We start from the raw sequence: 20,701 nt of genomic DNA, 5'->3' as shown, positions 1-20,701 counted from the left end.
ATGCTGTTTTCTTTGGGGCAGTTCACCTTCGGGCTGCAGACCCTGCCCACCGACCAGCTGCGCAGGCAAACGGCCTGGCGCCACCCCAGCAACTCGCGCGTGGGGGCCAGGCCCGCCCGGCAATTTGTGGGCCTGGGCGAAGACACCATCAACCTGTCGGGAGTGCTGGCGCCCGAGTTCGCGGGGTCCATGCGTTCGCTGGATGCACTGCGCAAGATGGCCGACAGCGGCAAGGCGTGGGCGCTGGTGTCGGGCGCTGGCGAAGTGTTCGGCGCCTGGACCATCGAGAGCCTGACCGAAACCCGCACAGTGTTGATCGACAACGGCGCAGCCCGCCGCATCGAGTTCGACCTGCAGCTGGCGGCCGTGGACGATGAGCGGGCCGAGCCATCGGGCGGTGTGGACCCATGGCCGGGTGATGACTATTGGGAGTGGTGGCTCTGATGGCCTACTACGAATATCTGGGCTACCTTCGTAACGCCGACCAGTTGCACCGCGCGCCCACGTTCTCGCTGGTGGTGGACGGCCGGGATATTTCAAAGAAGGTAGAGGCGCGGCTGGTGTCGCTCAACCTCACGGAAAGCCGTGGCGATGAAGCCGACCAGCTCGACCTGGTGATTGACGACAGCGACGGCCGCATGGGCATACCTGCCAAAGGCGCCAAGCTGGCGCTGATGCTGGGGTGGGAAGGTAGCCCCATGCAGGACAAAGGCGAGTTCGAGGTGGACGAAGTGGAGCACACCGGGGCGCCCGACACCATCAGCATCCGCGCCCGCTCTGCCGAGATGCGGCGCGAACTGCGCACACGGGCCGAGCGCAGCTACCACGGCAAGACCCTGGGCGATATCGTGGGAGACATTGCCACGCGCAACAAGCTGCAGCCCCGCATCGAGGACACCCTGGCCAGCACGCGCGTGGAACACATCGACCAGACGCACGAGAGTGACCTGCACTTCCTCACGCGCCTTGCCAAGAAACACGACGCGGTGGCCACCGTCAAAAAAGGGCGCTTGATCTTCAAGCCCATTGGCAGCACCAAGGCCGCCAACGGCGACGACTTGGAGCGCATCACAATCACCCGCGCAGATGGAGACCAGCACCGCTACCACAGCGCCGACCGCAACGCCTACAGCGGCGTGCGTGCGCAATGGCACGATCCGAACACAGCGCAAAAACGCAGCGTGCTGGTGGGCACCGAAGACAACGAAAAGCGCTTGAAAGACACATACGGCAGTGAAGCCGACGCCATGGCCGCAGCGCGGGCCGAGCGCGGGCGTATCGAGCGCGGCAAAGCCACCATGGAGCTAACCCTGGCCATCGGGCGCCCCGACCTGATGCCACAAACGCCGGTGGACCTGAGAGGGTACAAAGAAGTCATCGACGACACGCCATGGCTGGCCGTGAAGCTGACAAACGCCCTTGGCGATAGCGGGTTGACCACTCGCATGGAGCTTGAAACTCGCGCAACGTGAACGCGAGCCACTGGGCAGAATGCAGTTTTGCAGCTGAACTATTCCAATGCCCACATACCAAGGCGCCGACGTGACATTTAAGCTGGCAATTCCCCTGCGCACACACGTGCTTTATGCAGGTGGGAGCACGCACACGCTAAACCCGCAATGCACGATGTACATGCTGGACCGAAACGTTATCTCGGACATTGTTGGCACGGATGCAAAAACCGAAAATCAACGCCTATGGTTATCCTTTTTGGATCAGCCTGGCATCCACGTTACCTCCGTCTTTGCCGATATTGAAGGCGACCATCGTAGGCGGCCCACCTTCAAGGAGTATGTCGAACTCCTCGGGGACTCCCAGGCGAAACTTCGGGGGTTCTTCAAGCACGCGACGGTTGCAACCTTTGGCCCGGAAAATGCGGGGCGCGTCCATAGAGAGCTGGAAGCGGCAAGCGCTTCGATGCTTGACGAGATGAACTTCTACCTTGAGGCTAGCGATGTGGTGAGAACCACCGTGAAGACCGGGCACGAACGAGCATCAGAAGATGCATTGCTAACGATTGCCGAGAGGCACAAAGTAGGTGTGCGTTCGTTCGTATTCGTCGCGTTCCTTGCCGCCCTCTACCGGAAAGAACGGAGTTCAGCCTACAACCTGCTGATCAAGAAGAAAAAGGGCGATATGACACCAGAAGACATGGCCTACAACGCCGTAGCCGACTGCCACCACCTTCAGATGCTTGCAACATCTCTCAAACATTTTCCGAACGTGGGACTGATAACCGGAGACGCTGCGATGGCAGGGTTTTGGAGGGGCTTTCAGGTAAGCGGAGAAGGGGACTCCTTTGCGGTAAAGGTATGGCCTGATTCGTTGCGTAGGCTCAATGCTGACCGCGCCAAAACCGTGCTCGCTCGGGTGGGCGTGCCCATTGCAGTTGCCGCCGTGAAATAGTGCAACAGTTGCACTATACTTAGCGCCATGCACCCGCAACGGTTGCAGCCGACGCCCGCCGGATGCGGGTTCTCTGAGGAGATTCAAATGCAGACCAATTTCAAAGAACTGATGGCCGTGAAGTTTGCCGACGCCATGGGCCGCCTCAAGGCGCTGGGCCTGAAAGGTGAAATCACGGTGCAGCCTGGCGTGGTGATGATTGCAACCACTTGCAAATGGAGCGCTTCGCACTTTCGCAAAGGCATCAAGACCGCCTGCGCTCGCACCGGGGGAACCTGGGTGGAGAACCGCCCCAGCAAGGAGGCCCGTGTGTTCACGGTGGTGATTTGAGCGGCAAAAACAAGCATTGGCACCGGGAGTGGTCCCGGTTGCCTACCGGCAACCTGCAACACAGCAGCGGGGCCGAGTTCACCACTTCGGGCGGGGTGCGCCACATCGCCGCCACCTATGGCAAGTTCGCTGCTACGGAGGCTGCGCGCGGGGTGCCCGCACATGACCTGGCGGCCAGGCTGTCGCGGCTGGAGCGTGAGGGTGCACAGTGGGTTGAACGCAATCCATGAGAAAGTACGGTGCAACTATTGCACTAGTGCAACAGTTGCACTATGATTGGAGCATGCCAACACTAGCCCGCCTCGCGTCCTCTACCGTCACGATGTACGCAGCAGACCACCTGCCGCCACACTTTCATGTGCGCCTGAATGACGGCCGCGAAGCCCTGGTGGAAATCGCAACGCTGGAGCCGCTGACCACGCGGATTTCAAAGCGCGAACTATCCGACGCCCTGGCATGGGCTGCGGTAAACCAAGGCCTGTTGATGGCCAAATGGAAGGAACTGAACCCATGAGCAAGCAATTCACCCTGACGGCCGTAAAGGCCCTGGCCGATGGCGTGCTGGCGCTGACCTTTGCCGATGGCGAGCAGCTGCAGGTGGACGTGAAACCCATCATCAAGCGCCACCCTACCCTGCGCGAGCTGGCCGCGCCCGCCGTGTTCAAACGCGCTAAGCTGGGCGAATGGGGCGGCAGTGTGACGTGGGGCACCGATGCCCTGGAGCTGGCCGCCGACAACCTGCGCGCCCGCGCCGTTGAGCAGGCGGGTGGCTATTCGCATGAGGTCATATTGAACTGGATGGCCCGCCACGGCATGACGCTGGACACAGCCGCCGACGCGCTGGGCCTCTCGCGCCGGATGCTCGCCTACTACCGCAGCGGGGAAAAGCCCGTGCCGCGCACGGTGGCGCTTGCGTGCCTTGGCTGGGAGGCTGAGCAGCGTTTGGCCGCATAGATTCGGGCGGCCCTTACACGCTGCGCTGTGCCCTCCAAAACGCCCCACCAAGCCGAATGCTTGTGCCCCAGAACGAAACAACTGCTTACAGCAAAGCGATCAAAACGGGCGCAATCTACTGATTGTTTGATGACCCTTGAACGGGGTCAACTCGCTGTTCTACACAGCGACTTGCAACCTAGATCAGCTATGTGCATCAACATCACCCTTGCTGAGACGGTACCCGATGAGGCCTATGCGCACATCGTGGCTCTCACGCATCTATTACAGCAAACCGATGTCAACTTTAGGGGCCTCCCTATAGTGGTGGCGTGGGGCGATGTTACGGACGTCGCTCTCGTTGTCACCGACTCAGAGGACGAAATGCGAGAGAAACTCTTACGGCTTTTGGTGGAAGACGTATTGAAGATGCATTGAAAAGTGGAGCGCCTCGTCGCCGGTTTGAACTGGAAAGCAGAGCAGCAGCAAGCCCACAATTGCAGTTCAATCTGCGGTGTACATGACCATCATTTCGCGCGGGCTTTGGGCTCCGGGTGCGAAGAGCTGCAGCGTGATCAGGTGGCCCGTTGTCGATGGTTTCGTTGTGTAGGTCGCGGTCATCTTTATGCCGTGATACACGCTCGCATAAGTCACTGCGGTACCGGGTTCGGGCTGTTCCTGGCGGATGAGCTGGTGGGCTGCAGAAAATTCTGCCCAAGTAGCGCTGTTGCGCACCATTGAGAACGAACGCTTAATTTCTTCAATCAATTGCGCGCTGTATGAATCCATCGTGCCTTCTTACCCCCTTAATGCCAGCGCACTATGTACGCACCTATGTTGGTAGCCCGTAGAAGATTTTGCACATTTTTCCTATTCGGTCCATGCGAAGCATTGCACTCGCCGAATAGGTACCGCCTCCGTTGTGGCAATAGGCGTGCACCAGCTGAACTATCCCCGCACCCATGTTGGCAGGCCGTCAGACAACACGCACACTTTTTCTATCCGGCCCATGCGCAGCACGGCGCCTGCTGAATACGTGCCGCCCTGGTAATGGCACGCAGATGGCAGTTCGGGCGCTGCAGAGCTTCGCGTGGTGTCAGCGTCGAGCACTGCCGCCATACAGACCGATGCCAACACCGCGCTGACGGAGCCCAAAAAAAAGCCACGGCGATGGGGCCGTGGCTTACGTTTGATACGTATCTGTCGATGTGGGTCACTGCGTTGCCTGCAACCACCTGGCCAGCATCGTGGCCTATCACTACCTTCCCTTGTCCCTGCACGTTGTTCCTTGTTGTTGATGTACAGGAACAAATTTTTACATGCTGCACTCGCAGTGCGGCGTGAGAAGCCCCGTCGCTGTTGAGGTCCCGCAATTTCACCCAGGCCGGGCGGCGTTCGGTCAGGGCTTTGCAGGTGCAGCCGGCGCGGGCGCAGCATTGCCGCGCTCATAGCCCTGGGGAATGGTGATGATGATCGGCGCCGGTGTGGCAGCTTGGGCGGGTGCGCTGGGCTTGCCCGCGTTCCAGATAGCGCCCATCACCCCGATGACGCCAACCACGCCAATGGTGGCAATCCCAACCAAAGCGCCGTGGGTCCATCGGTGGTTGTCGGCGATGGCCTTGTGCATGTCCGCCTGGCTCTTTGCAATGTCCGCGCGCAACTCGGCCATATCGGCCCTTGTGGGGAGTTCCGCAATGGCAGATCGAATCCCCGCTACAGCTTCTTCGAGTTTGGCAACGCGTTCCATATCCCCATTATCTGGGGGCTGACCACCGGTTCGCAACTGCTTGCTGAACAGGTCAACTCCGTCGAAAACGTTGCTCATTCGGTGAAGTCCTCATCTACTTGGCGGGTGAGCATTGCCACTGTCACGCGCGTAGTTGCGGCATCAATGGACTGGGGGCCATTGCGCTCTTCTACGTGTATTGCATAGCTTCGCAGCGAGTCAGCGACTCGCTTCGCCCCTTCAGGCGATAGTTTCTGAAGCTCATCGAGCATGAAGGCCTGAGCCAGCGACAGGGTGGCAAGGGCGCTGGACAGCGTGCGTAGCGTCACGTCGTCAGTATTTGTGGCCATGACGATCAGTTCCTCTTTTGCTTACCGCCAACGGTGAATGTCATCGGCCCGGAAACGACCTGATCACCATTAACCTGCTGGCCCACGTCGCCGCCGATGGTGACGGTATTGCCGCCCGAGGCAGGCCCCTGCCCCACTTCCTGCAGGTAACCGCGCAAGACTGGGCTCCCGCTACGCCAGCGCGTCAGCAGGGTGGACTCCGCTTCGGATAGTTCGCCATCGGACCCGCCCCGACTCTGGCCTGTGACGATGTAGCCAACGTCTACACCGTGGGCCGCAACAACTGCCAAGAACTCGGCACTTACAGCTGCAATACCGCGCTCCCAGTCCTGATAGGTGCGCGGTTTCACATCGCCAAGAGCGGCCATTTCAGGCTGGTTCAACTTCAAGCGCTCACGTTCCAGCCGAAGCCTTGTGCCCATTGATGCACGGATTTCTGTATTCATTTGTTGACATGCACAGATTTCCGTGCAAAATACGTCTTACGTTGTAACCAATTCACTCCAGATAGTACATGCACACCACGCCACGACTGTTCCTCGAAGTCGTTCCAGCGAACCGCACGAACGGTGCTGGCCCTGTGACCGCCCTGGGCGTGGTGTGCGGGTACCACCGCACGCCCGAGCCGGGGGATACGAACCAGCGAACCAAGGTGGTTACCCACAGCCGGGTAATTCATCTGGCTGATCTCGAAACTCTTTGTCGTACACCTGCTGGCGAACAAGGTACTGGCCCAGGTGGTTGTGCAGTTCCCACGCAATGGCATGCGGAACGATCACCAGCGGCAACTCCCGCAGGTTGCCCCCTTCCGGGTCTTGCACCGTCAGCACCATGTGGAACGACGAGTCCTGCACGAAAGACAGCGTCGTGATCGGCTTGGCCACTTCCATGGGTTTGTTTTCTGGCGGGCCCATCAATTCAGGTTGCATCGGAATCCCTCTTTAACCAACTTGGCTTTTTTACTATGAACACATCGCTTTCAACTGCCTCCGCCGCGCCAAAGATCGACGTACAGCCAATGTCCTTAGACTCTGCGCATTGGGGCCATGTAGCCTTTCACGTCCAGTTCAAAGGCGGCAATGCGCCAGGCCATGAAAACGGGGCGCTGCCCGCCATTTGCGCAGCGCTGGCCAGTGCCTTGCGGAGCCAGTTGCAGGTGCTGGTGCCAGGTGCCCAGCTGGGCTTGCGCATGGTGGACTATGGCTGGCATGAGGGCCTGTTCCACGCCGAGGTGCAGCGCCGTATCACGTTGATGGATCGGGTAACGGACCAAGGTGGCGAGTCTCCGACCCTTGCATCCCCTGCTCAATGCCCGCCGCAGTCTCCAGCAGCATGCGGTACGTCTTGATGATCTCTTTTTGGTACCGGGTAACCGCCGCCCTGCCCAGTGTGTGGTCGGGGGCCAGGTGCCGCGAGGTCACATCCACCGCAGCGCGAAAAATCTCCCAGTTCACTTGTTCCATGGGTTCTTCCTTTGTGGTTTAACTATGTTCACATCCTTGACCACCCCGCCCGCTGCCCGCCAGCCCGCCCCAGGCCCCGCCCTGGCGGCCGAACGCCTGGTGCATGACAAGCCCATAGCGCTGCGCCTGACACAAGCCGAGCGCGACGAAGCGTTCCAGCTGGCTGGCGAGGAAAGCCGCAGCGCCAGTAGCTTTGCGCTGCATGCCTACCGCCTGGGGGTGGCAGAGCACAAACGCCGCCGCGCTGCCCTTGCCGCCAACGCCTGAAAGCCGCCGCGCTGTGCCAAGCCACCCCGTCATCATCCTGAGAGCGCGCCGACTGGGCCTGACCTTTGCCCGCAAGGGCGTCGCCCCAATGGCGAAGAACCTGCAGCAAAGCCAGCTGCCCGCCCAACGTGGCGCCAATCTCTTTGATGCCATTGTGCTGACCTTCGCGCAAGCGAGCGCAGAGCCAAAGGCCGTTTGTGCGCACTACGTCACGCCCACTGCAGCTATCGAGGACAGCAACCCATGCGAATGATGTGCCCGCACTGCAAACAGAACGCCTACACGCGGCATTCTGGCCAGCTGACCAACACCAGCCGCGAGACGATCTTCTACTGCCGCAACTACGAATGCGGCCACGTGTTCAGCGCCGTGACTGAAATCAACCGCACGATTTCCCCCAGCGCAACGCCAGACCCCACGGTGGTGCTGCCCATGTCATCCCACATCAAGCGTGCCTTGCTGCAGCAGCAGCTGCAGTCGATGCCATCGGCGGACTATCAGCCGCGCCATGGTGGCTTTGTGACCGGCGACCTTTTCGCAGCGATGCCCGCCGCCGGGTAGCGCCCTCCCCCTCCCTTTTCCAAACGTCTGACGGTGCCCCTTTGGGGGCCTCGCGGGGATTCGTTCGCCTTGTGTTTTTTGGAGTTGCCATGCGTTTGATTGCCTTTCGCGTAACCCTGCTGGCATTCGCCGTGGCTGTGCCGGGCGTGGCCATGGGTGCTGCCCCTTTGCTTTGGCTGGCCATTGCTTTGATGGTGGTAGGCCTGGCGGCCATCGTGGCCGCGCTGGCGGGGGTTGCCCCATGAGCTGCTACCGCGTGACGCACATAGACGTGCACCACCGCCGCCGCCGCATGCGTGTGCAGGCGTTGAACCGCGCCGGGGCTGTGGCCTGGGTTGAGCGGCTGTACGGCGATGCCTGGTACATCGCGGCGGTGCGCGAGGTTGGGGGCCGCTGAGCATGTCTGAGGCTATGCGCCCCGAGCCGCTGCATTCACCCATTGCACAGGTGCACTACGCACGCCTGTTCGGGGTGGGCAATGGATCCCTGCGTGATGAGTTTGTGAAAGTGGCCAGCCAGAAGCGGTGGTCAGACGCGGAGTCCCGCGAGTGGGCGCGCCTGGCTGAAACGCACCGCATGGCGTTGATGTTGCTGGCCGGTGTGGACGGTGACTTGGGCGCGCTGGCGCAGCGCCACTGGCGCGAGCTGCCAGAGCCCGAGCGCGTGGCCTTGAAAGCCGAGGCCCGGTTTGCGCGGCGCGAATTCAGCCGCCTGCATGCACTGACGGGGCGGTGGTGATGGCCAAGCGCAATCAGTACCAAGACTGGCACACCGTTGAGCGGTGGCAGGCCAACACGCTGGCCGCCAAACTCACGGCCACCCTGCCCACGCAATGGGCCGATGGTGTAGCCGAGCTGCGCCGCTCGCCACCTGACACCCCTGTATGGCAGCGCAACAGTGCCTGGCTGGAGCGCCTGCAGGCCTTCAAGGCCGAGCACGGCGATGCACTGCGCTTGAGCATGAGCGATTCGGACATTTGCGAATGGGCGGATGCAGTGGCCGGTGGGGTTGCGCGCCTGATGGACCTTTGGCCCGAGCCGCTGACCGAGGCCGAGCAGGTGGTGCTGGTGCGCACGTCTTGCAAGCTGATGGACGTGGACCCGCCAGAGGCTGACACCACCAAGGGCTTGATTGGCAAGGGGCAGGACGCGGCCTTCTGGCGCAAGCGCCTGCGCCAGCGGGTAGCGCGTGTGCGCGAGCTGGGCTCCATCAAGCTGGGTGTGGTGAACCACCAGAAGGGTGGCTACTGCAGCAACGCGGCGGTGGAGAACCGCCAGCAGCAGCTGGCCCGCGCTGCGGCCATGATGGAAAACACCTTGGTGCGCAATGAGGCTGGGCAGGTGTACCGCCTGGGCGAGCTGGCCAAGCTTGGCGTGTCTGACCGCGACGTGCGGCGGGGCGAGCTGATGGTGCGCATTCGCGGCTGCGAGGAATACGCCGACGCGGCGGGCCATGTGGGCCTGTTCTTTACGCAGACGTTGCCAAGCCGGTTCCACGCCATGCTGGCGCCCCCAAAGGGTACGCGCCTGCCATCGCGCAAGAACCCTAAATATGACGGATCAAGCCCGCGTGAGGGGCAGGCCTGGTTGTGCAAGCGGTGGGCCGATGCCCGCGCAGCGCTGGACAAGGCGGGCGTTCGGTTCTACGGCTTTCGCGTGGCCGAACCGCACCACGATGGATGCCCACACTGGCATTCGCTTTTCTGGTTCCAATCTCGCGAAGAAGCGCGGCTGGCGTCGGTCATCATCCGCCAGCACTGGCTCAAGCCCGAGGACGACGAGTTCCCCGAGGTGAAGTGCAAGAAGACCCGCGCGCACCTGCAGACGCGCCAGCCAGGCGCCCGCAAGAACCGGGTGAACGTGAAGTGGCTGGATGCTGGCGGCGCAGCTGCCTACATCGCCAAATACGTGGCCAAGAACGTGGGCGGGTCGTACCAGATCAACCATCTGGACGGCCAGGGCGAGGGCCACGCGCAGGGCCAGCTGTTCGATGTGGATGCGGGCGATGTGCCCGGCTATGTGCGGGTGGATGCCTGGGCCGCGACCTGGGGCATTCGCCAATTCCAGCCAATCGGCCAGCCCAGCGTGGTGGCCTGGCGTGAAATGCGCCGGGTTACACACGATCAGGTGGAACAAGCCCGCATCGAGGGCGACACCATCGCCTGGCGCATCTATGGGGCCGTGCACAAGGTGGGCTCCATCAAGGCCGATTGGCGCCGGTTCATGGAGCTGATGGGTGGCCCATGCCGCAAGCGCGGCGAGTGGGCCATGACAGTGGCGCACCGCGAAACCCAGACCACGAACCGCTACGGCGAGGACGTGGAAAAGAAGGTGACCGTGGGCCTGGCGCTGCAGTCGGGCCGGTGGCTGATCTCGCGCCGCCAGTCGTGGAACCGGGTAGCCGATGGCCGCCAGGACCCCGAGTCCCGCGCCGCGAAGTCGGCGCCTTGGACTTGTTTCAATAACTGTAGAGCACGCCTGACCGGCGAGCTGCGCCGGGCCTTTTTAGGCCGAGGGCGCCACGAAATCGAAGACTGGACAACGCCAGCCGAACCGCAGCAGCCACCCCACCGGCCAGCTGCCCACCCTTCCCCCGAGTTTTTTCAACCCTGAACCACTGCAGGAGGTATGACCGTGCCCGCAAAACTGACCATGCCCACGCTGGGCGGCCTCGCAAATCCGAAGTTCCGCTACGTCGATAGGGACCACACCAACATCGCGGACACGTTCAAGCGCGCCCGCCGCGCCCTGGCCAGGGCGCAGCAGGAAGCCCAGTCCGCCCAGCAAACGCTGGAACTTGAGCCCGAGGGCGCCACCGTGGTGACGCTGCCCCAGCGCGCCGGCCGCCGCAGTGCATGACGCCCAAGGAACAAGCGCAATGGACTCCCGCGATTTGCCTGCATTGCAGCCATGGGCGCCCATCTGCCCAGCAGCTGCTGTGCCACTGCCCGGCGCTGGTGGCCACCCACGGCGTGCAGCCGGTCGGGGTGATGCGCAACCGGGCCGACGCCTGCGCCCAAGCGCAGCACCGGTCTATTCCGCGCCACCCGGTGCAGTGACGGACACCCGCGAGGCCCAGGCCATGAACCTGCAAGCCCTGGCCCTGCTGGTGCCCCCTCTGCGTGGTTGCGCTCTGTGCAGCCACGGTGTGGACCGCAACGGAGTGCGCCACTGCAACGCGCCGGCCGTGCGCGAGGTCTTCGGCACACAGCCGGTGGCCACGGCGCGCAGCTGCGTGGAAGCGTGCGGCCCTGCTGCCGCGCACATGCACATTGACACCTGGGGCGCCGCATGACGCTGCCACCCGTCGAAGCCATGCGCGCCGCTTGGCAGGCCCTGGCCCACCTGCCGGCTTGCCGCGAATGGCCCGCCGACTACGGCGCCGTGATGGCCGACCCGGTGCGCATGCGTCTGGTGCGGCTGCAGGCCACTTTCATGACACGCATCGCCACAGAGAAGGCAGCGGCCCGCTCACCGCCCGCACGGCCGATTTCCCTGCGCCCGCCCTGCTTTGACCGCAAGCGCGCAGCAGCTGGCGACATCGACGACTGATTCACATGAACCCGAGGAAACCCATGAAACAACCACTGATAGTCGCCCTGACAGGCAAGCCGGCCACCGGCAAAAAAACCATCGCGTCGATGCTGGCCCCCGGCCAAGGCTTCGCGGCCGTGTCGTTCACGGAGGCCGTGCAGCGCGACGTGGCCCAGGCCTGGCGCCTGGACGTGCGTCTGCTGTCGGAACCTCGACTGCGCAACACCCCGCTGAATGCTTTGGCGGCCGGCGTGTGCAGCGACCCCGCTTTCATGCTCTGGCTTACTGATGGCGGCGAGACGCTGCCGCCGCCGCGCACCCCGGCATGGGCAATGCAGCGCTGGGGGGAGTTCCGTTGCCGGTTCATCCCCGATTTCTACTGCCGGCAGGTTGAGCGCCAGATCGGGCGGTTGGTGGGCTGCGGCTGGTCCCGCATCGTTGTGCCTGACCTGGCCACCACGGCGCAAGAAACCATGCTGCGCCGGCTGGGAGCGAAGGTGGTGCGCGTCCATCGCATCGACCTGGCCGCCGCGCCAGCGCAGCCCGCAGACGGCGCTCCAGGGCTCACGATCAAGTCGCATGCGGACATTGAGAACACTGGCTCGCTGGAAGGGCTGGCTGCTGCCGTCGTGGAATGCATCGACTTTCTTGAAGTGCTGGTGCTGGCGCCCTACCAGCGACTGGTGGCGGAGGCTGAGTGATGCAAGCCATTCAAAAAGTTGTACCGCTGTTGCGACTGCCAAGCGTGCTGGAGGCTACAGGGGTGGGTCGAACCACCTTGTATGAACGCATCAAGGATGGTTTGTTTACGCCCCCCATCAAGTTGGGGGCCCGAGCCTCGGCTTGGCCGGCCAATGAGGTTCAGGCGTGTAACGATGCAATCATCAAGGGGAGCGATACCGAAGAAATCAAGGTGCTCGTGGCCCGCCTTGTGCAGAGCCGAAGTTTCTTGCAGTAAGCAACTCCGTCGACGCGTTCCACTTGCCGCATGATCGCTGTCACCATGTCCTCTACCGCGAGGCGCGTACATTTTCAGACGACGAATGCGCAATGGATCCGGGGCTTCGAAAACGACGTCATCCGTACTCGCCACGCAACGAAGTTTGTCAACAATCGTCACACCCCGTCGCAGGGAAAGGTTCGGGTCAGAGATATGGACAAAAATGTGGCTCGAAAGGTGGCCCTGGCGCAGGTCGATTGCGTCCGGCGTTGGCGACTGGCCACCTTCTGTTGGCGTTGATCCCTTCCTTTTTTCTATCGCTTATGCCACTTCTCAAACACTCTTTTCGCGCGACCATCCTGCCTGCAGTACTGCTGGGTGCAGCCGCTCTGGGAGCGAGCACCACCGTCAGCGCGCAATCGCTTGGCATGTACCTCTCCCCCCCTGGGGAGCAGAACACGACCCGGGCCGGAGCCATTGTCGAAGACTTCTCCGGCGCCACGGGCGCGATCGGCGCGGCAGGCAGTTTTTCCGTAGGGGCGTGGTCGGGCGCTACCGGCGGCGTCACCCGAGCTGCAGCTGGCAACTTTGGCGGCGCAGGCGGAACAGGGACCTATCTTTCCGTGGCGAACGGCAATCAGGTCTCCATCACTTTGACGGGGGACCGGAAGTACGTAGGCTTTTGGTGGTCCGCAGGTAACACGGGCAACACCATCGAGTTTTATGACGACACCAACACGTTGCTGGCGAGCTTCACAACCAACTCGCTGACGACGCTTCTCGGCGGCGGGGGCAGTGTCACCGCCATCAACGGCAGCCAGTATGCGAAGGCTGCGTACTTTGGCAACCCCAATCCTCCGGCAGGCCGCAACACTGGCGAGCCCTACGGCTACATCAACCTACTGCTGGAAGGGACCAGTACCAGCTTCAGGCGGGTCGTCATCCGGCACGCGGGCGGGGGCGGCTTCGAGCTGGACAACCTGGCCGTGACCGACTCGGCGACAGTGCCAAGCACCTGGGTTAACTATGGGACCACACCTGTCACGTTGCCGCCGGGAGCCATCGGTTCGACGGACGACGTAGCGAACACGCCACGCAATACCCCGGTCTCAGGCAATGTGGCAACCAACGACACCACGGTCCCTGGCGCAACCTTCACAGTCACCGCGCAACCTCCCAACGGCGCCGTCACGCTCGATCCGACTACCGGCGCCTACACCTACACGCCCAATGTCGGTTTTGTCGGTGAAGATACCTTCACCTACCAGCAATGCAAACCGGCACCGGACCAGGCCGTGTGCGTCTCTGCCTCCGTCAAGGTGACAGTGGCGCCCGACGCTGTGAACGATACCGGGGCCACTGCAATGAACACGCCGCTCAATGCCTCAGTGGCGACGAACGACTTCATCCTGCCAGGCTCCACGTTCTCGACGATCACTCCGCCCGTCAACGGTGGCGTCGTCCTCAATCCAGCGACAGGCACTTACGTGTACACCCCAAATCCCGGGTACACCGGCACGGACACATTCGTATACCGCATATGCCTCCCTGCCCCTAACGCCGCGATGTGCGATGACGCTACGGTGACCATCACGGTGGCTCCGCAGGTCGTGCCAGTTGCATCCAGCGTGGCTATCGCCGGAACGCCAACGGTCGGTCAGCTGCTCACGGGCACCTATGCATATAGTGATGTAAATGCTGACTTGGAAGGTATCTCGACCTTCCGCTGGGTGCGCAGTCCGACAGCTAGCGTCATTGGTGGCGTAGATGTGGGCAATGCAGCTGGATATACCACTGGGCCCGCTGACAACGGTAGCTTCATGTTCTTCTGCGTGACGCCGGTGGCGGTAACGGGCCTGTCCCCGGGAGTGGAAGTCTGTTCGCCGGGCGTTCGGGTTGCTACGGCGGCTGTAACCTCCGTCCCCACGCTGTCTCAATGGGGGCTGATCATTCTGTCGCTGCTAATGGGCGTTTTCACGCTCGCGTTTTCACGCGCTCGCCGCTAGAGCGCCCGTTCGCACCTCTCCAGCGCCCCGCAGCACACAATTCGATTGTGCGCTGCGGGGCGCGGGCACTTGTGGCGACGCTTGGCGCATCAGATGAGGAGCCGTTCGGCAAAGAGCTGGGGGCCGAGGTGAGTTGCCGCTTTTTTACAAGCGGTCATGGGACTGGAGCGTGCGCAGGCAGTGAGGAGATGCGCGCTATCTCAAGCCGGAATTGTGATCGAACGGCCTCGAAGAGTATCGAGGTGGTTAGCCCAAAACTGCATCAGCGTAGTGCGCTGGGGCAGGTATGTAGCATGGTTGTAGGCAGCGCTCACGCGGTCCCGCTCCTGATGCGCAAGCTGCAACTCTATGACCGCATGATCCTGGCCGAGCTCATGCAAAACGGTCGAAGCAATGCCACGGAACCCGTGGCCAGTCATTTCGCCCTTGTAGCCCATGCGGTACAGCGCAAACAAAATCGCATTGTTGCTCATCGACTTTTCGTGATCGTGGCCGCCTGGAAATAGCAGCTGGTGACCTGTACCCGCCCGCTGCAGGGCCTGCAGCACGGCTACTGCCTGAGTGGACAGTGGAACGATGTGCTCTGTTTTCATCTTCATCCGACCGGCCGGTATGCGCCACTGCGACGCCGCCAGATTGAATTCTGACCATTCAGCCTTTATCAACTCGCTGGTGCGCACGAAAGTGAGCGCCATCAGGTGCATGGCCAAGCGCGTGCGCACGTGACCACGGTAGTCATCCACATCACGCAGCAGCTGCGGGAGCTTTGCCACATCCACACGCGCGTAGTTTTGCTCCCGCACCGGGGCCAACACGTCCGCCGGCTGAATGTCGCCGCAGGGGTTGTGCTCTGCAAGGCCGTGGCCGATGGCGTACCGAAACACCTGCCCGGAAATCTGGATTGCCCTCCGGGCTAGGTCGTGCGCACCACGTTGTTCCACCTTCTTGGCCATGGCCACGATCTGCGGCGCCTTGATGTTGGACACTGGCAACGCACCGATCTGGGGGAAGGCATCAAGCTCCATGCGCCTCAGCACCTGGTCCGCGTGCTTCTTGGAACGCGTACGCGCCCAGCTCACATGCCATGCCCGCGCGACCGTTTCAAACGAGTTATCAGCAGCAACAGCGCTCGCGCGCTTTTGAGCCTGACGCTTCGCTGAGGGGTCGGAACCATCAAGCACCTGGCGGCGCGCCTCGTCACGGGCTTTTCTGGCCTGCAACAACGGGACATCCGGGTAGACGCCAAGGCTCAGGCGCTTTTCCTTGCCGTCGATTCGGTACTTGAACCTCCACCACTTTCCACCCGATGGAGCGACCTCAAGATACAGGCCGTCAGCGTCGTACAACTTGCGCGGTTTTTCCGATGGCTTCGCCGCCTTAATAGCGGTGTCAGTGAGGGGCATTGGGGCAACTCCGAAATGGGGGCAATTGCTGCCCCAAAAGTTGCCCCAAAGTATAGGCGGCTGTCAGCGAACACCACCGAACGATGGAGAACGCCAAAACCCGCGCCACAAAAGAGAAATCCGCCAGGTCCGGATGACTACGGACACTGGCGGATGAATAAATGGTCGGCGTGGCGGGATTCGAACTCGCGACCCCTTGCACCCCATGCAAGTGCGCTACCAGGCTGCGCTACACGCCGACAAGACTTAGATTATATGCAGAAAAACCATCAGTTCAGAGAAAGCAGCGCACGAATCTCAAATAATTCTTTGCGCACTGCATTGGAGTCCAGCGTGAACCCCGTCGCCTCGATAGAGAGGTCACGGGCGCTGTCCACCAACATGCTCGGCATCTCGGAATCCAGTCCATCCAATGGCGCATCGGGCCCCACATCATCGCGGGCAGGATGCGCAAGCTCCTGCAGGCGATTGCGCGCGCCACTGATCGTGAAACCCTGGTCGTACAGCAGGTCACGGATGCGGCGGATCATCAGCACCTCATGGTGTTGGTAATAGCGCCGGTTGCCACGCCGCTTCATGGGACGCAGTTGCGTGAACTCCTGCTCCCAGTAACGCAATACATGGGGCTTGACGCCACATAACTCCGCGACCTCACCAATCGTGAAGTAGCGCTTGGCGGGGATGGAAGGGAGGGGGGTGCCCATGGGTTGTGGATTCAAACCGAACAGCCGACTAGCGTACTGCAGACGCGCACAGACCGCCAGCCATCGGCAACATTCTGGTCACAAAAACGGCACAAATTCACGAAGCAGCGGCCGTCTGGATTTGTTCCTTGAGCTTGCTGCTGGCATGAAATGTCACCACGCGGCGTGCCTTGATCGGAATGGCCTCGCCCGTGCGCGGATTGCGCCCCGGGCGCGGCGCCTTGGTGCGAATCTGAAAATTGCCGAAACCCGACAACTTGACATCCTTGCCTTCCACAAGGCTCTGGGAGATCAGATCGAAGAACGCGTCGATCATGTCCTTGGACTCGCGCTTGTTCAGGCCAATCTGATCGAACAGCAGATCGGCCAGCTGCGCCTTGGTCAGTGCCGGTGTTTCCAGGCTTTCGACGGCAAATTCGATCATGGCATCACTCCCCTCTTGGGCAATATCGTTGTCATCAAACACGCAGACGCGCACCCGTGCGCTGCACCAGCTGGGCCACCACGGCCTGCATCGCGGCCTCGATCTCGGCCTCGGTCAGCGTGGCCTCGTCCCGGGCCAGGGTCAGGCGCACGGCCAGACTCTTTTCACCCTGAGCAAGGCCGCCAGCGGGTGCTTCTTCGCCTGCACGCAGCGGCTTGGGGCGGTACACGTCGAACAGCACCGTCGAGCGCAACATGCCGCCCGGCACGGCCTGCTGCACCGCCGAGATCACGTCAGCGTGCGTCACACGCTCAGCCACCACCACGGCCAGATCACGCTCGACCGCCTGGTGCTTGGCCACGGCCTTGAACTGCGGCACCACGCGCTGCATCACGGCGTCGAGCTCGAGCTCGAACATCACCGGTGCCAGCGGTAGGTCCCAGGACTGGCGCCACTGCGGGTGCAGCTCGCCCACGAAGCCGATGGCGCGGCCGTCTACCACCACGCGCGCGCAGCGGCCTGGGTGCATGGCTGGGTGCGTGGCAGGCTCGAAGCTGGCCTGCAGCGGGGCCAGCAAGGCCTCCACGTCGCCCTTCACATCGAAGAAGTCGATGGCCTGCTCCTTGCGGCCCCACTGCAGCGCATCGTTCGGGCCGTAGGCCAGGCCGGACACGCGCATGGGCTGGTTGAAGCCTTCGACGGTGGTGTCGGTGTTGCGCACCGTGGCGTCGCGCAGAAACACGCGGCCCAGTTCGAACACGCGCACGCGCTGGGCCTTGCGGTCCAGGTTGAACTTCAGCACTTGCAGCAGCGAACCCAGCAGCGTCGAGCGCATCACGCTCATCTGGCTGGCGATGGGGTTGAGCAGCTTGATGGGCTGGGGGTTCGCGGCCAGCTCGTGCTCCCAACGCTCTTCGACAAAGCTGAAGTTGATGGTCTCCTGGTAACCCAGACCGGCCAGCGAGCGGCGCACGGCAAACGGGCTGCGCGTGGCCTCGGCCGGCAGCTTGGGCGTGATGGGCGCCAGGGGCGGCGTGGTGGGCAGGTTGTTGTAGCCCACCATGCGCGCCACTTCTTCGATCAGGTCTTCTTCGATGGTGATGTCGAAGCGGTACGCGGGGGGCGTGACGGTGAGCGTGCCTTCGCCCTGCACCACCGGCAGGCCCAGGCGGGCCAGCACGTCGGCGCACTGCGCCTGGGTCAGGGGCATGCCGATGACCTTGGAAGCACGCGCCACGCGCAGCGTGACGGGCTGGGGCACCGGCAGGTTCACCGACTGGTCGTCCATGGGGCCGCAGGCCGTGTCCGGCGTGCCGCAGATGTCGATGACTAGTTGGGTGATGCGCTCGATGTGCTCGACCGTGAGGCTCGGGTCCACCCCACGCTCGAACCGATGGCCGGCATCGGTGGAGAAGTTGAAGCGGCGCGAGCGCCCGGCCACGGCTTTGGGCCACCAGAAGGCCGCCTCGATGTAGATGTGCTTGGTGTCGTCGGACACGGCGGTGGCGTCGCCGCCCATGATGCCGGCGAGCGACTCGACCTGCTGCTCGTCAGCAATCACGCCGACCTTGTCGTCCACGGTGATGGTGTTGCCGTTGAGCAGCTTGAGCTGCTCACCCGGCTTGCCCCAGCGCACGTCCAGGCCGCCGTGGATCTTGTCGAGATCAAAAATGTGCGACGGCCGGCCCAGTTCGAACATCACATAGTTGGAGATGTCCACCAGCGGCGACACGCCGCGCTGGCCGCAGCGGGCCAGGCGGTCCAACATCCACTGGGGCGTGGCGGCGCGCGTGTTCACGTTGCGCACGATGCGGCCGGAGAAGCGGCCGCACAGGTCGGGCGCGCTCACCTTGACGGCGAGCTCGTCGGACAGTTTTGCAGCCACGGCGGGAAACGAAGGCTGCTGCAGCGGCACGCCGGTGAGGGCCGACACTTCGCGCGCAATGCCGTACACGCTGAGGCAATGCGCCAGGTTGGGCGTGAGCTTGAGCGTGAACAGCGTGTCGTCCAGGTTCAGGTGGGTGCGGATGTCCTGGCCCACGGGCGCAGCGGCATCGAGCTCGAGCAGACCGCCATGGTCCTCAGACAGCTTGAGTTCGCGGGCCGAGCACAGCATGCCCTGGCTTTCTACGCCGCGCAGCTTGCCGACCTTGATGAGGAATGGCTTGCCATCGTCGCCAGGCGGCAGCTCAGCGCCCACCAGCGCGCAAGGCACCTTGATGCCCACGCGGGCGTTGGGCGCGCCGCACACGATGTTGAGCAAGGCGCCCTGTCCCACATCCACTTGGCACACGCGCAGGCGGTCGGCATCAGGGTGTTGCACGGCTTCTTTGATCTCGCCCACCACGATCTTGGTGAAGGGCGGCGCCACGGGGCGCAGCTCTTCCACCTCGAGGCCGGCCATGGTCAGCGTCTCGGCCAGCTCGGCCGTCGTGAGGGGTGGGTTGCAGAACTCGCGCAACCAGGATTCAGGAAATTGCATAGTCGGACTCTTGTTCTAAAGGATCGGCGCGCTGCCGCCGGGCGTGCGCGCGTCGCTAAATCGGCGGGCTTTACTGGAACTGCGACAGGAAGCGGATGTCGCCGTCAAAGAACAAGCGCAGGTCGTTCACGCCGTAGCGCAGCATGGTCAGGCGGTCGGGGCCCATGCCGAAGGCAAAGCCGATGTACTTTTCCGGATCGAGGCCCATGTTGCGCACCACGTTTGGGTGCACCTGGCCGGAGCCGGCCACTTCCAGCCAGCGCCCGGCCAGCGGGCCGGTCTGGAACTGGATGTCGATCTCGGCACTGGGCTCGGTGAAGGGGAAGAAGCTGGGGCGGAAGCGCAGCACCAAATCGTCGCTCTCAAAGAAGGTGCGGCAGAACGCCGTGAAGATGACCTTCAAGTCCTTGAAGCTCACGTTCTCGCCGATCCACAGGCCTTCGCACTGGTGGAACATGGGCGAGTGGGTGGCATCGCTGTCCACCCGGTAGGTGCGACCCGGCGCAATCACCCGGATCTCGGGCATGGCCTGGCCGGCGTCGAGCAGCGTGCGGTGTTTTTTCACATGCTGCACCGCGTGGCGGATCTGCATCGGGCTGGTGTGCGTGCGCAGCAGGTTGGGGGCGGTGTCAGTGCCGCCCTCCACGTAGAACGTGTCGTGCATCGAACGCGCAGGATGGTCTTCCGGGGTGTTCAGTGCGGTGAAGTTGAACCAGTCGGTCTCGATCTCGGGGCCCTGGGCCACGTCGAACCCCATCGAGCCGAAGATGCCCTCGATGCGCTCGAGCGTGAGCGACACCGGGTGCAGCCCGCCCTGCCCGCGCTGGCGGCCCGGCAGGCTGACGTCCAGCGCTTCGGCCTTGAGTTGCACCTGCAACTCGGCATCGGCCAACGCCTGACGCCGCGCCGTGAGAGCGGCTTCGATGGCCTGCTTGGCAACATTGATGGCGGCACCGCGGGATTTCTTTTCCTCGACGGACAGCTGCGCCATGCCCTTCATGAGCTCGGTTACGCGGCCCGCCTTGCCCAGAAACTGCGCTTTGGCGTTTTCCAGATCAGCAGGGGTGGCGCTTTGGGAAAACAGTTGCGTCGCGCTTTCGACCAGGGAATCCAACTCGTTCATATCGACTCTTGAAAATGAACAAGGGCTAGCGCCTTTTCAAGCCCTAGCCC

33 protein-coding genes and 1 tRNA gene are annotated in these 20,701 nt (G+C 62.7%); 21 read left to right on the top strand and 13 right to left on the bottom strand.

Translation table 11 applies throughout. The features are described from left to right. The 7 genes from ASE39_RS06345 to ASE39_RS06315 all read left to right on the top strand — a co-directional run bounded on the left by ASE39_RS06345 (position 1) and on the right by ASE39_RS06315 (position 3,690). Positions 1 to 444, top strand: a complete 444-nt coding sequence (locus ASE39_RS06345; protein ID WP_057270580.1) for a phage tail protein — start codon at positions 1 to 3, stop codon at positions 442 to 444. Further along, positions 444 to 1,472, top strand: a complete 1,029-nt coding sequence (locus tag ASE39_RS06340) for a contractile injection system protein, VgrG/Pvc8 family (RefSeq protein ID WP_057270579.1) — start codon at positions 444 to 446, stop codon at positions 1,470 to 1,472. The genes ASE39_RS06345 and ASE39_RS06340 overlap by 1 nt, the downstream gene beginning before the upstream one ends. 70 nt (positions 1,473 to 1,542) lie before the next feature. Continuing rightward, a complete protein-coding gene (locus ASE39_RS06335) occupies positions 1,543 to 2,406 on the top strand; it encodes a hypothetical protein (RefSeq protein WP_158004241.1) in 864 nt (287 codons plus the stop codon). Positions 2,407 to 2,493: 87 nt separating this feature from the next. After that, on the top strand, positions 2,494 to 2,736 hold the full coding sequence (locus ASE39_RS06330; protein ID WP_010465903.1) for a hypothetical protein: 243 nt from the start codon (positions 2,494 to 2,496) through the stop codon (positions 2,734 to 2,736). 38 nt (positions 2,737 to 2,774) lie between these two features. Further along, entirely contained in the window at positions 2,775 to 2,966 is a 192-nt protein-coding gene (locus tag ASE39_RS06325) for a hypothetical protein (protein WP_010465906.1), read from the top strand. A 53-nt stretch (positions 2,967 to 3,019) separates the two neighbouring features. Then, positions 3,020 to 3,250 (top strand): DUF4160 domain-containing protein, encoded by a 231-nt coding sequence (locus tag ASE39_RS06320; protein ID WP_029414279.1) that lies wholly within the window; start codon positions 3,020 to 3,022, stop codon positions 3,248 to 3,250. Further along, entirely contained in the window at positions 3,247 to 3,690 is a 444-nt protein-coding gene (locus ASE39_RS06315) for a DUF2442 domain-containing protein (RefSeq protein WP_010465910.1), read from the top strand. Before ASE39_RS06320 ends, ASE39_RS06315 begins: the two co-directional genes overlap by 4 nt. Positions 3,691 to 4,173: 483 nt before the next feature. Here ASE39_RS06315 and ASE39_RS06305 read toward each other — a convergent pair whose 3' ends face one another. The 7 genes from ASE39_RS06305 to ASE39_RS06275 form a co-directional block, all read right to left on the bottom strand. Next, entirely contained in the window at positions 4,174 to 4,458 is a 285-nt protein-coding gene (locus ASE39_RS06305; RefSeq protein WP_010465915.1) for a hypothetical protein, read from the bottom strand. A gap of 610 nt (positions 4,459 to 5,068) precedes the next feature. Beyond that, positions 5,069 to 5,494 carry a hypothetical protein gene (locus ASE39_RS26965; protein ID WP_140426698.1) on the bottom strand — a complete coding sequence of 142 codons (426 nt, stop codon included), beginning with the start codon at positions 5,492 to 5,494 and terminating at the stop codon, positions 5,069 to 5,071. Further along, the gene (locus tag ASE39_RS06295) at positions 5,491 to 5,745 is read right to left on the bottom strand and encodes a hypothetical protein (RefSeq protein ID WP_010465919.1); all 255 of its coding nucleotides are present in this window, start codon (positions 5,743 to 5,745) and stop codon (positions 5,491 to 5,493) included. Before ASE39_RS06295 ends, ASE39_RS26965 begins: the two co-directional genes overlap by 4 nt. A 5-nt stretch (positions 5,746 to 5,750) precedes the next feature. Then, on the bottom strand, positions 5,751 to 6,191 hold the full coding sequence (locus ASE39_RS06290; RefSeq protein WP_057270577.1) for a helix-turn-helix transcriptional regulator: 441 nt from the start codon (positions 6,189 to 6,191) through the stop codon (positions 5,751 to 5,753). 210 nt (positions 6,192 to 6,401) lie between these two features. Further along, the gene (locus ASE39_RS06285) at positions 6,402 to 6,674 is read right to left on the bottom strand and encodes a hypothetical protein (protein WP_057270576.1); all 273 of its coding nucleotides are present in this window, start codon (positions 6,672 to 6,674) and stop codon (positions 6,402 to 6,404) included. A gap of 95 nt (positions 6,675 to 6,769) precedes the next feature. Continuing rightward, a complete protein-coding gene (locus ASE39_RS06280; RefSeq protein WP_140426697.1) occupies positions 6,770 to 6,955 on the bottom strand; it encodes a hypothetical protein in 186 nt (61 codons plus the stop codon). 34 nt (positions 6,956 to 6,989) lie between these two features. Continuing rightward, the gene (locus ASE39_RS06275; protein WP_057270574.1) at positions 6,990 to 7,208 is read right to left on the bottom strand and encodes a hypothetical protein; all 219 of its coding nucleotides are present in this window, start codon (positions 7,206 to 7,208) and stop codon (positions 6,990 to 6,992) included. A 36-nt stretch (positions 7,209 to 7,244) separates the two neighbouring features. Between ASE39_RS06275 and ASE39_RS06270 the strand changes: the two genes are divergently transcribed. The 14 genes from ASE39_RS06270 to ASE39_RS06220 all read left to right on the top strand — a co-directional run bounded on the left by ASE39_RS06270 (position 7,245) and on the right by ASE39_RS06220 (position 14,515). Further along, complete coding sequence (locus ASE39_RS06270) at positions 7,245 to 7,475, top strand: hypothetical protein (RefSeq protein ID WP_140426696.1); 231 nt, start codon at positions 7,245 to 7,247, stop codon at positions 7,473 to 7,475. Positions 7,476 to 7,488: 13 nt separating this feature from the next. Then, positions 7,489 to 7,728, top strand: coding sequence for a hypothetical protein (locus ASE39_RS26265; RefSeq protein WP_140426695.1), 240 nt, complete (start codon positions 7,489 to 7,491; stop codon positions 7,726 to 7,728). Beyond that, complete coding sequence (locus ASE39_RS06265; RefSeq protein WP_050812561.1) at positions 7,719 to 8,036, top strand: ogr/Delta-like zinc finger family protein; 318 nt, start codon at positions 7,719 to 7,721, stop codon at positions 8,034 to 8,036. The genes ASE39_RS26265 and ASE39_RS06265 overlap by 10 nt, the downstream gene beginning before the upstream one ends. Before the next feature lie 89 nt (positions 8,037 to 8,125). Next, positions 8,126 to 8,281, top strand: coding sequence for a hypothetical protein (locus tag ASE39_RS26735; protein ID WP_158004240.1), 156 nt, complete (start codon positions 8,126 to 8,128; stop codon positions 8,279 to 8,281). A gap of 11 nt (positions 8,282 to 8,292) precedes the next feature. Continuing rightward, positions 8,293 to 8,433: a hypothetical protein gene (locus ASE39_RS26860; protein ID WP_199864250.1), complete on the top strand. Its 141-nt coding sequence runs from the start codon at positions 8,293 to 8,295 to the stop codon at positions 8,431 to 8,433. A gap of 2 nt (positions 8,434 to 8,435) precedes the next feature. Next, positions 8,436 to 8,774 (top strand): hypothetical protein, encoded by a 339-nt coding sequence (locus ASE39_RS06260; protein WP_140426694.1) that lies wholly within the window; start codon positions 8,436 to 8,438, stop codon positions 8,772 to 8,774. Continuing rightward, positions 8,774 to 10,648, top strand: a complete 1,875-nt coding sequence (locus tag ASE39_RS06255) for a replication endonuclease (protein WP_057270571.1) — start codon at positions 8,774 to 8,776, stop codon at positions 10,646 to 10,648. The genes ASE39_RS06260 and ASE39_RS06255 overlap by 1 nt, the downstream gene beginning before the upstream one ends. 21 nt (positions 10,649 to 10,669) lie before the next feature. After that, positions 10,670 to 10,894, top strand: coding sequence for a hypothetical protein (locus tag ASE39_RS06250; RefSeq protein WP_140426693.1), 225 nt, complete (start codon positions 10,670 to 10,672; stop codon positions 10,892 to 10,894). Beyond that, positions 10,891 to 11,094, top strand: coding sequence for a hypothetical protein (locus ASE39_RS06245; RefSeq protein WP_057270569.1), 204 nt, complete (start codon positions 10,891 to 10,893; stop codon positions 11,092 to 11,094). Before ASE39_RS06250 ends, ASE39_RS06245 begins: the two co-directional genes overlap by 4 nt. Beyond that, entirely contained in the window at positions 11,091 to 11,330 is a 240-nt protein-coding gene (locus ASE39_RS06240) for a hypothetical protein (RefSeq protein WP_057270568.1), read from the top strand. Before ASE39_RS06245 ends, ASE39_RS06240 begins: the two co-directional genes overlap by 4 nt. Then, a complete protein-coding gene (locus ASE39_RS06235) occupies positions 11,327 to 11,587 on the top strand; it encodes a hypothetical protein (RefSeq protein WP_057270567.1) in 261 nt (86 codons plus the stop codon). The genes ASE39_RS06240 and ASE39_RS06235 overlap by 4 nt, the downstream gene beginning before the upstream one ends. 23 nt (positions 11,588 to 11,610) lie before the next feature. Beyond that, positions 11,611 to 12,270, top strand: coding sequence for a hypothetical protein (locus ASE39_RS06230; protein ID WP_057270566.1), 660 nt, complete (start codon positions 11,611 to 11,613; stop codon positions 12,268 to 12,270). Next, entirely contained in the window at positions 12,270 to 12,527 is a 258-nt protein-coding gene (locus tag ASE39_RS06225; RefSeq protein ID WP_057270565.1) for an AlpA family phage regulatory protein, read from the top strand. Before ASE39_RS06230 ends, ASE39_RS06225 begins: the two co-directional genes overlap by 1 nt. Before the next feature lie 305 nt (positions 12,528 to 12,832). Next, positions 12,833 to 14,515, top strand: coding sequence for an IPTL-CTERM sorting domain-containing protein (locus ASE39_RS06220; protein WP_057270564.1), 1,683 nt, complete (start codon positions 12,833 to 12,835; stop codon positions 14,513 to 14,515). Positions 14,516 to 14,715: 200 nt separating this feature from the next. On the opposite strand, the gene ASE39_RS06215 is transcribed toward ASE39_RS06220, so the two are convergent. The 6 genes from ASE39_RS06215 to pheS all read right to left on the bottom strand — a co-directional run bounded on the left by ASE39_RS06215 (position 14,716) and on the right by pheS (position 20,651). Continuing rightward, a complete protein-coding gene (locus ASE39_RS06215) occupies positions 14,716 to 15,918 on the bottom strand; it encodes an integrase arm-type DNA-binding domain-containing protein (protein ID WP_057270563.1) in 1,203 nt (400 codons plus the stop codon). Positions 15,919 to 16,080: 162 nt separating this feature from the next. Then, a tRNA-Pro gene (locus tag ASE39_RS06210) sits at positions 16,081 to 16,157 on the bottom strand. A gap of 30 nt (positions 16,158 to 16,187) precedes the next feature. Continuing rightward, on the bottom strand, positions 16,188 to 16,622 hold the full coding sequence (locus tag ASE39_RS06205) for a MerR family transcriptional regulator (RefSeq protein ID WP_010465952.1): 435 nt from the start codon (positions 16,620 to 16,622) through the stop codon (positions 16,188 to 16,190). 97 nt (positions 16,623 to 16,719) lie between these two features. Next, positions 16,720 to 17,046, bottom strand: coding sequence for an integration host factor subunit alpha (locus ASE39_RS06200; RefSeq protein ID WP_035198379.1), 327 nt, complete (start codon positions 17,044 to 17,046; stop codon positions 16,720 to 16,722). 34 nt (positions 17,047 to 17,080) lie between these two features. Next, entirely contained in the window at positions 17,081 to 19,528 is a 2,448-nt protein-coding gene (gene pheT, locus ASE39_RS06195) for a phenylalanine--tRNA ligase subunit beta (RefSeq protein WP_057224955.1), read from the bottom strand. Between the two features lie 70 nt (positions 19,529 to 19,598). Continuing rightward, positions 19,599 to 20,651 carry a phenylalanine--tRNA ligase subunit alpha gene (gene pheS / locus ASE39_RS06190; RefSeq protein ID WP_057270562.1) on the bottom strand — a complete coding sequence of 351 codons (1,053 nt, stop codon included), beginning with the start codon at positions 20,649 to 20,651 and terminating at the stop codon, positions 19,599 to 19,601. Between the last annotated feature and the right edge of the window lie 50 nt (positions 20,652 to 20,701).

The organism is Acidovorax sp. Root267, from assembly GCF_001429215.1.
Classification (GTDB): Bacteria; Pseudomonadota; Gammaproteobacteria; order Burkholderiales; family Burkholderiaceae_C; genus Acidovorax; species Acidovorax radicis.
Note: the sequence above shows the minus strand (reverse complement) of the source record. Positions and strands in the feature narration are given on the sequence as shown.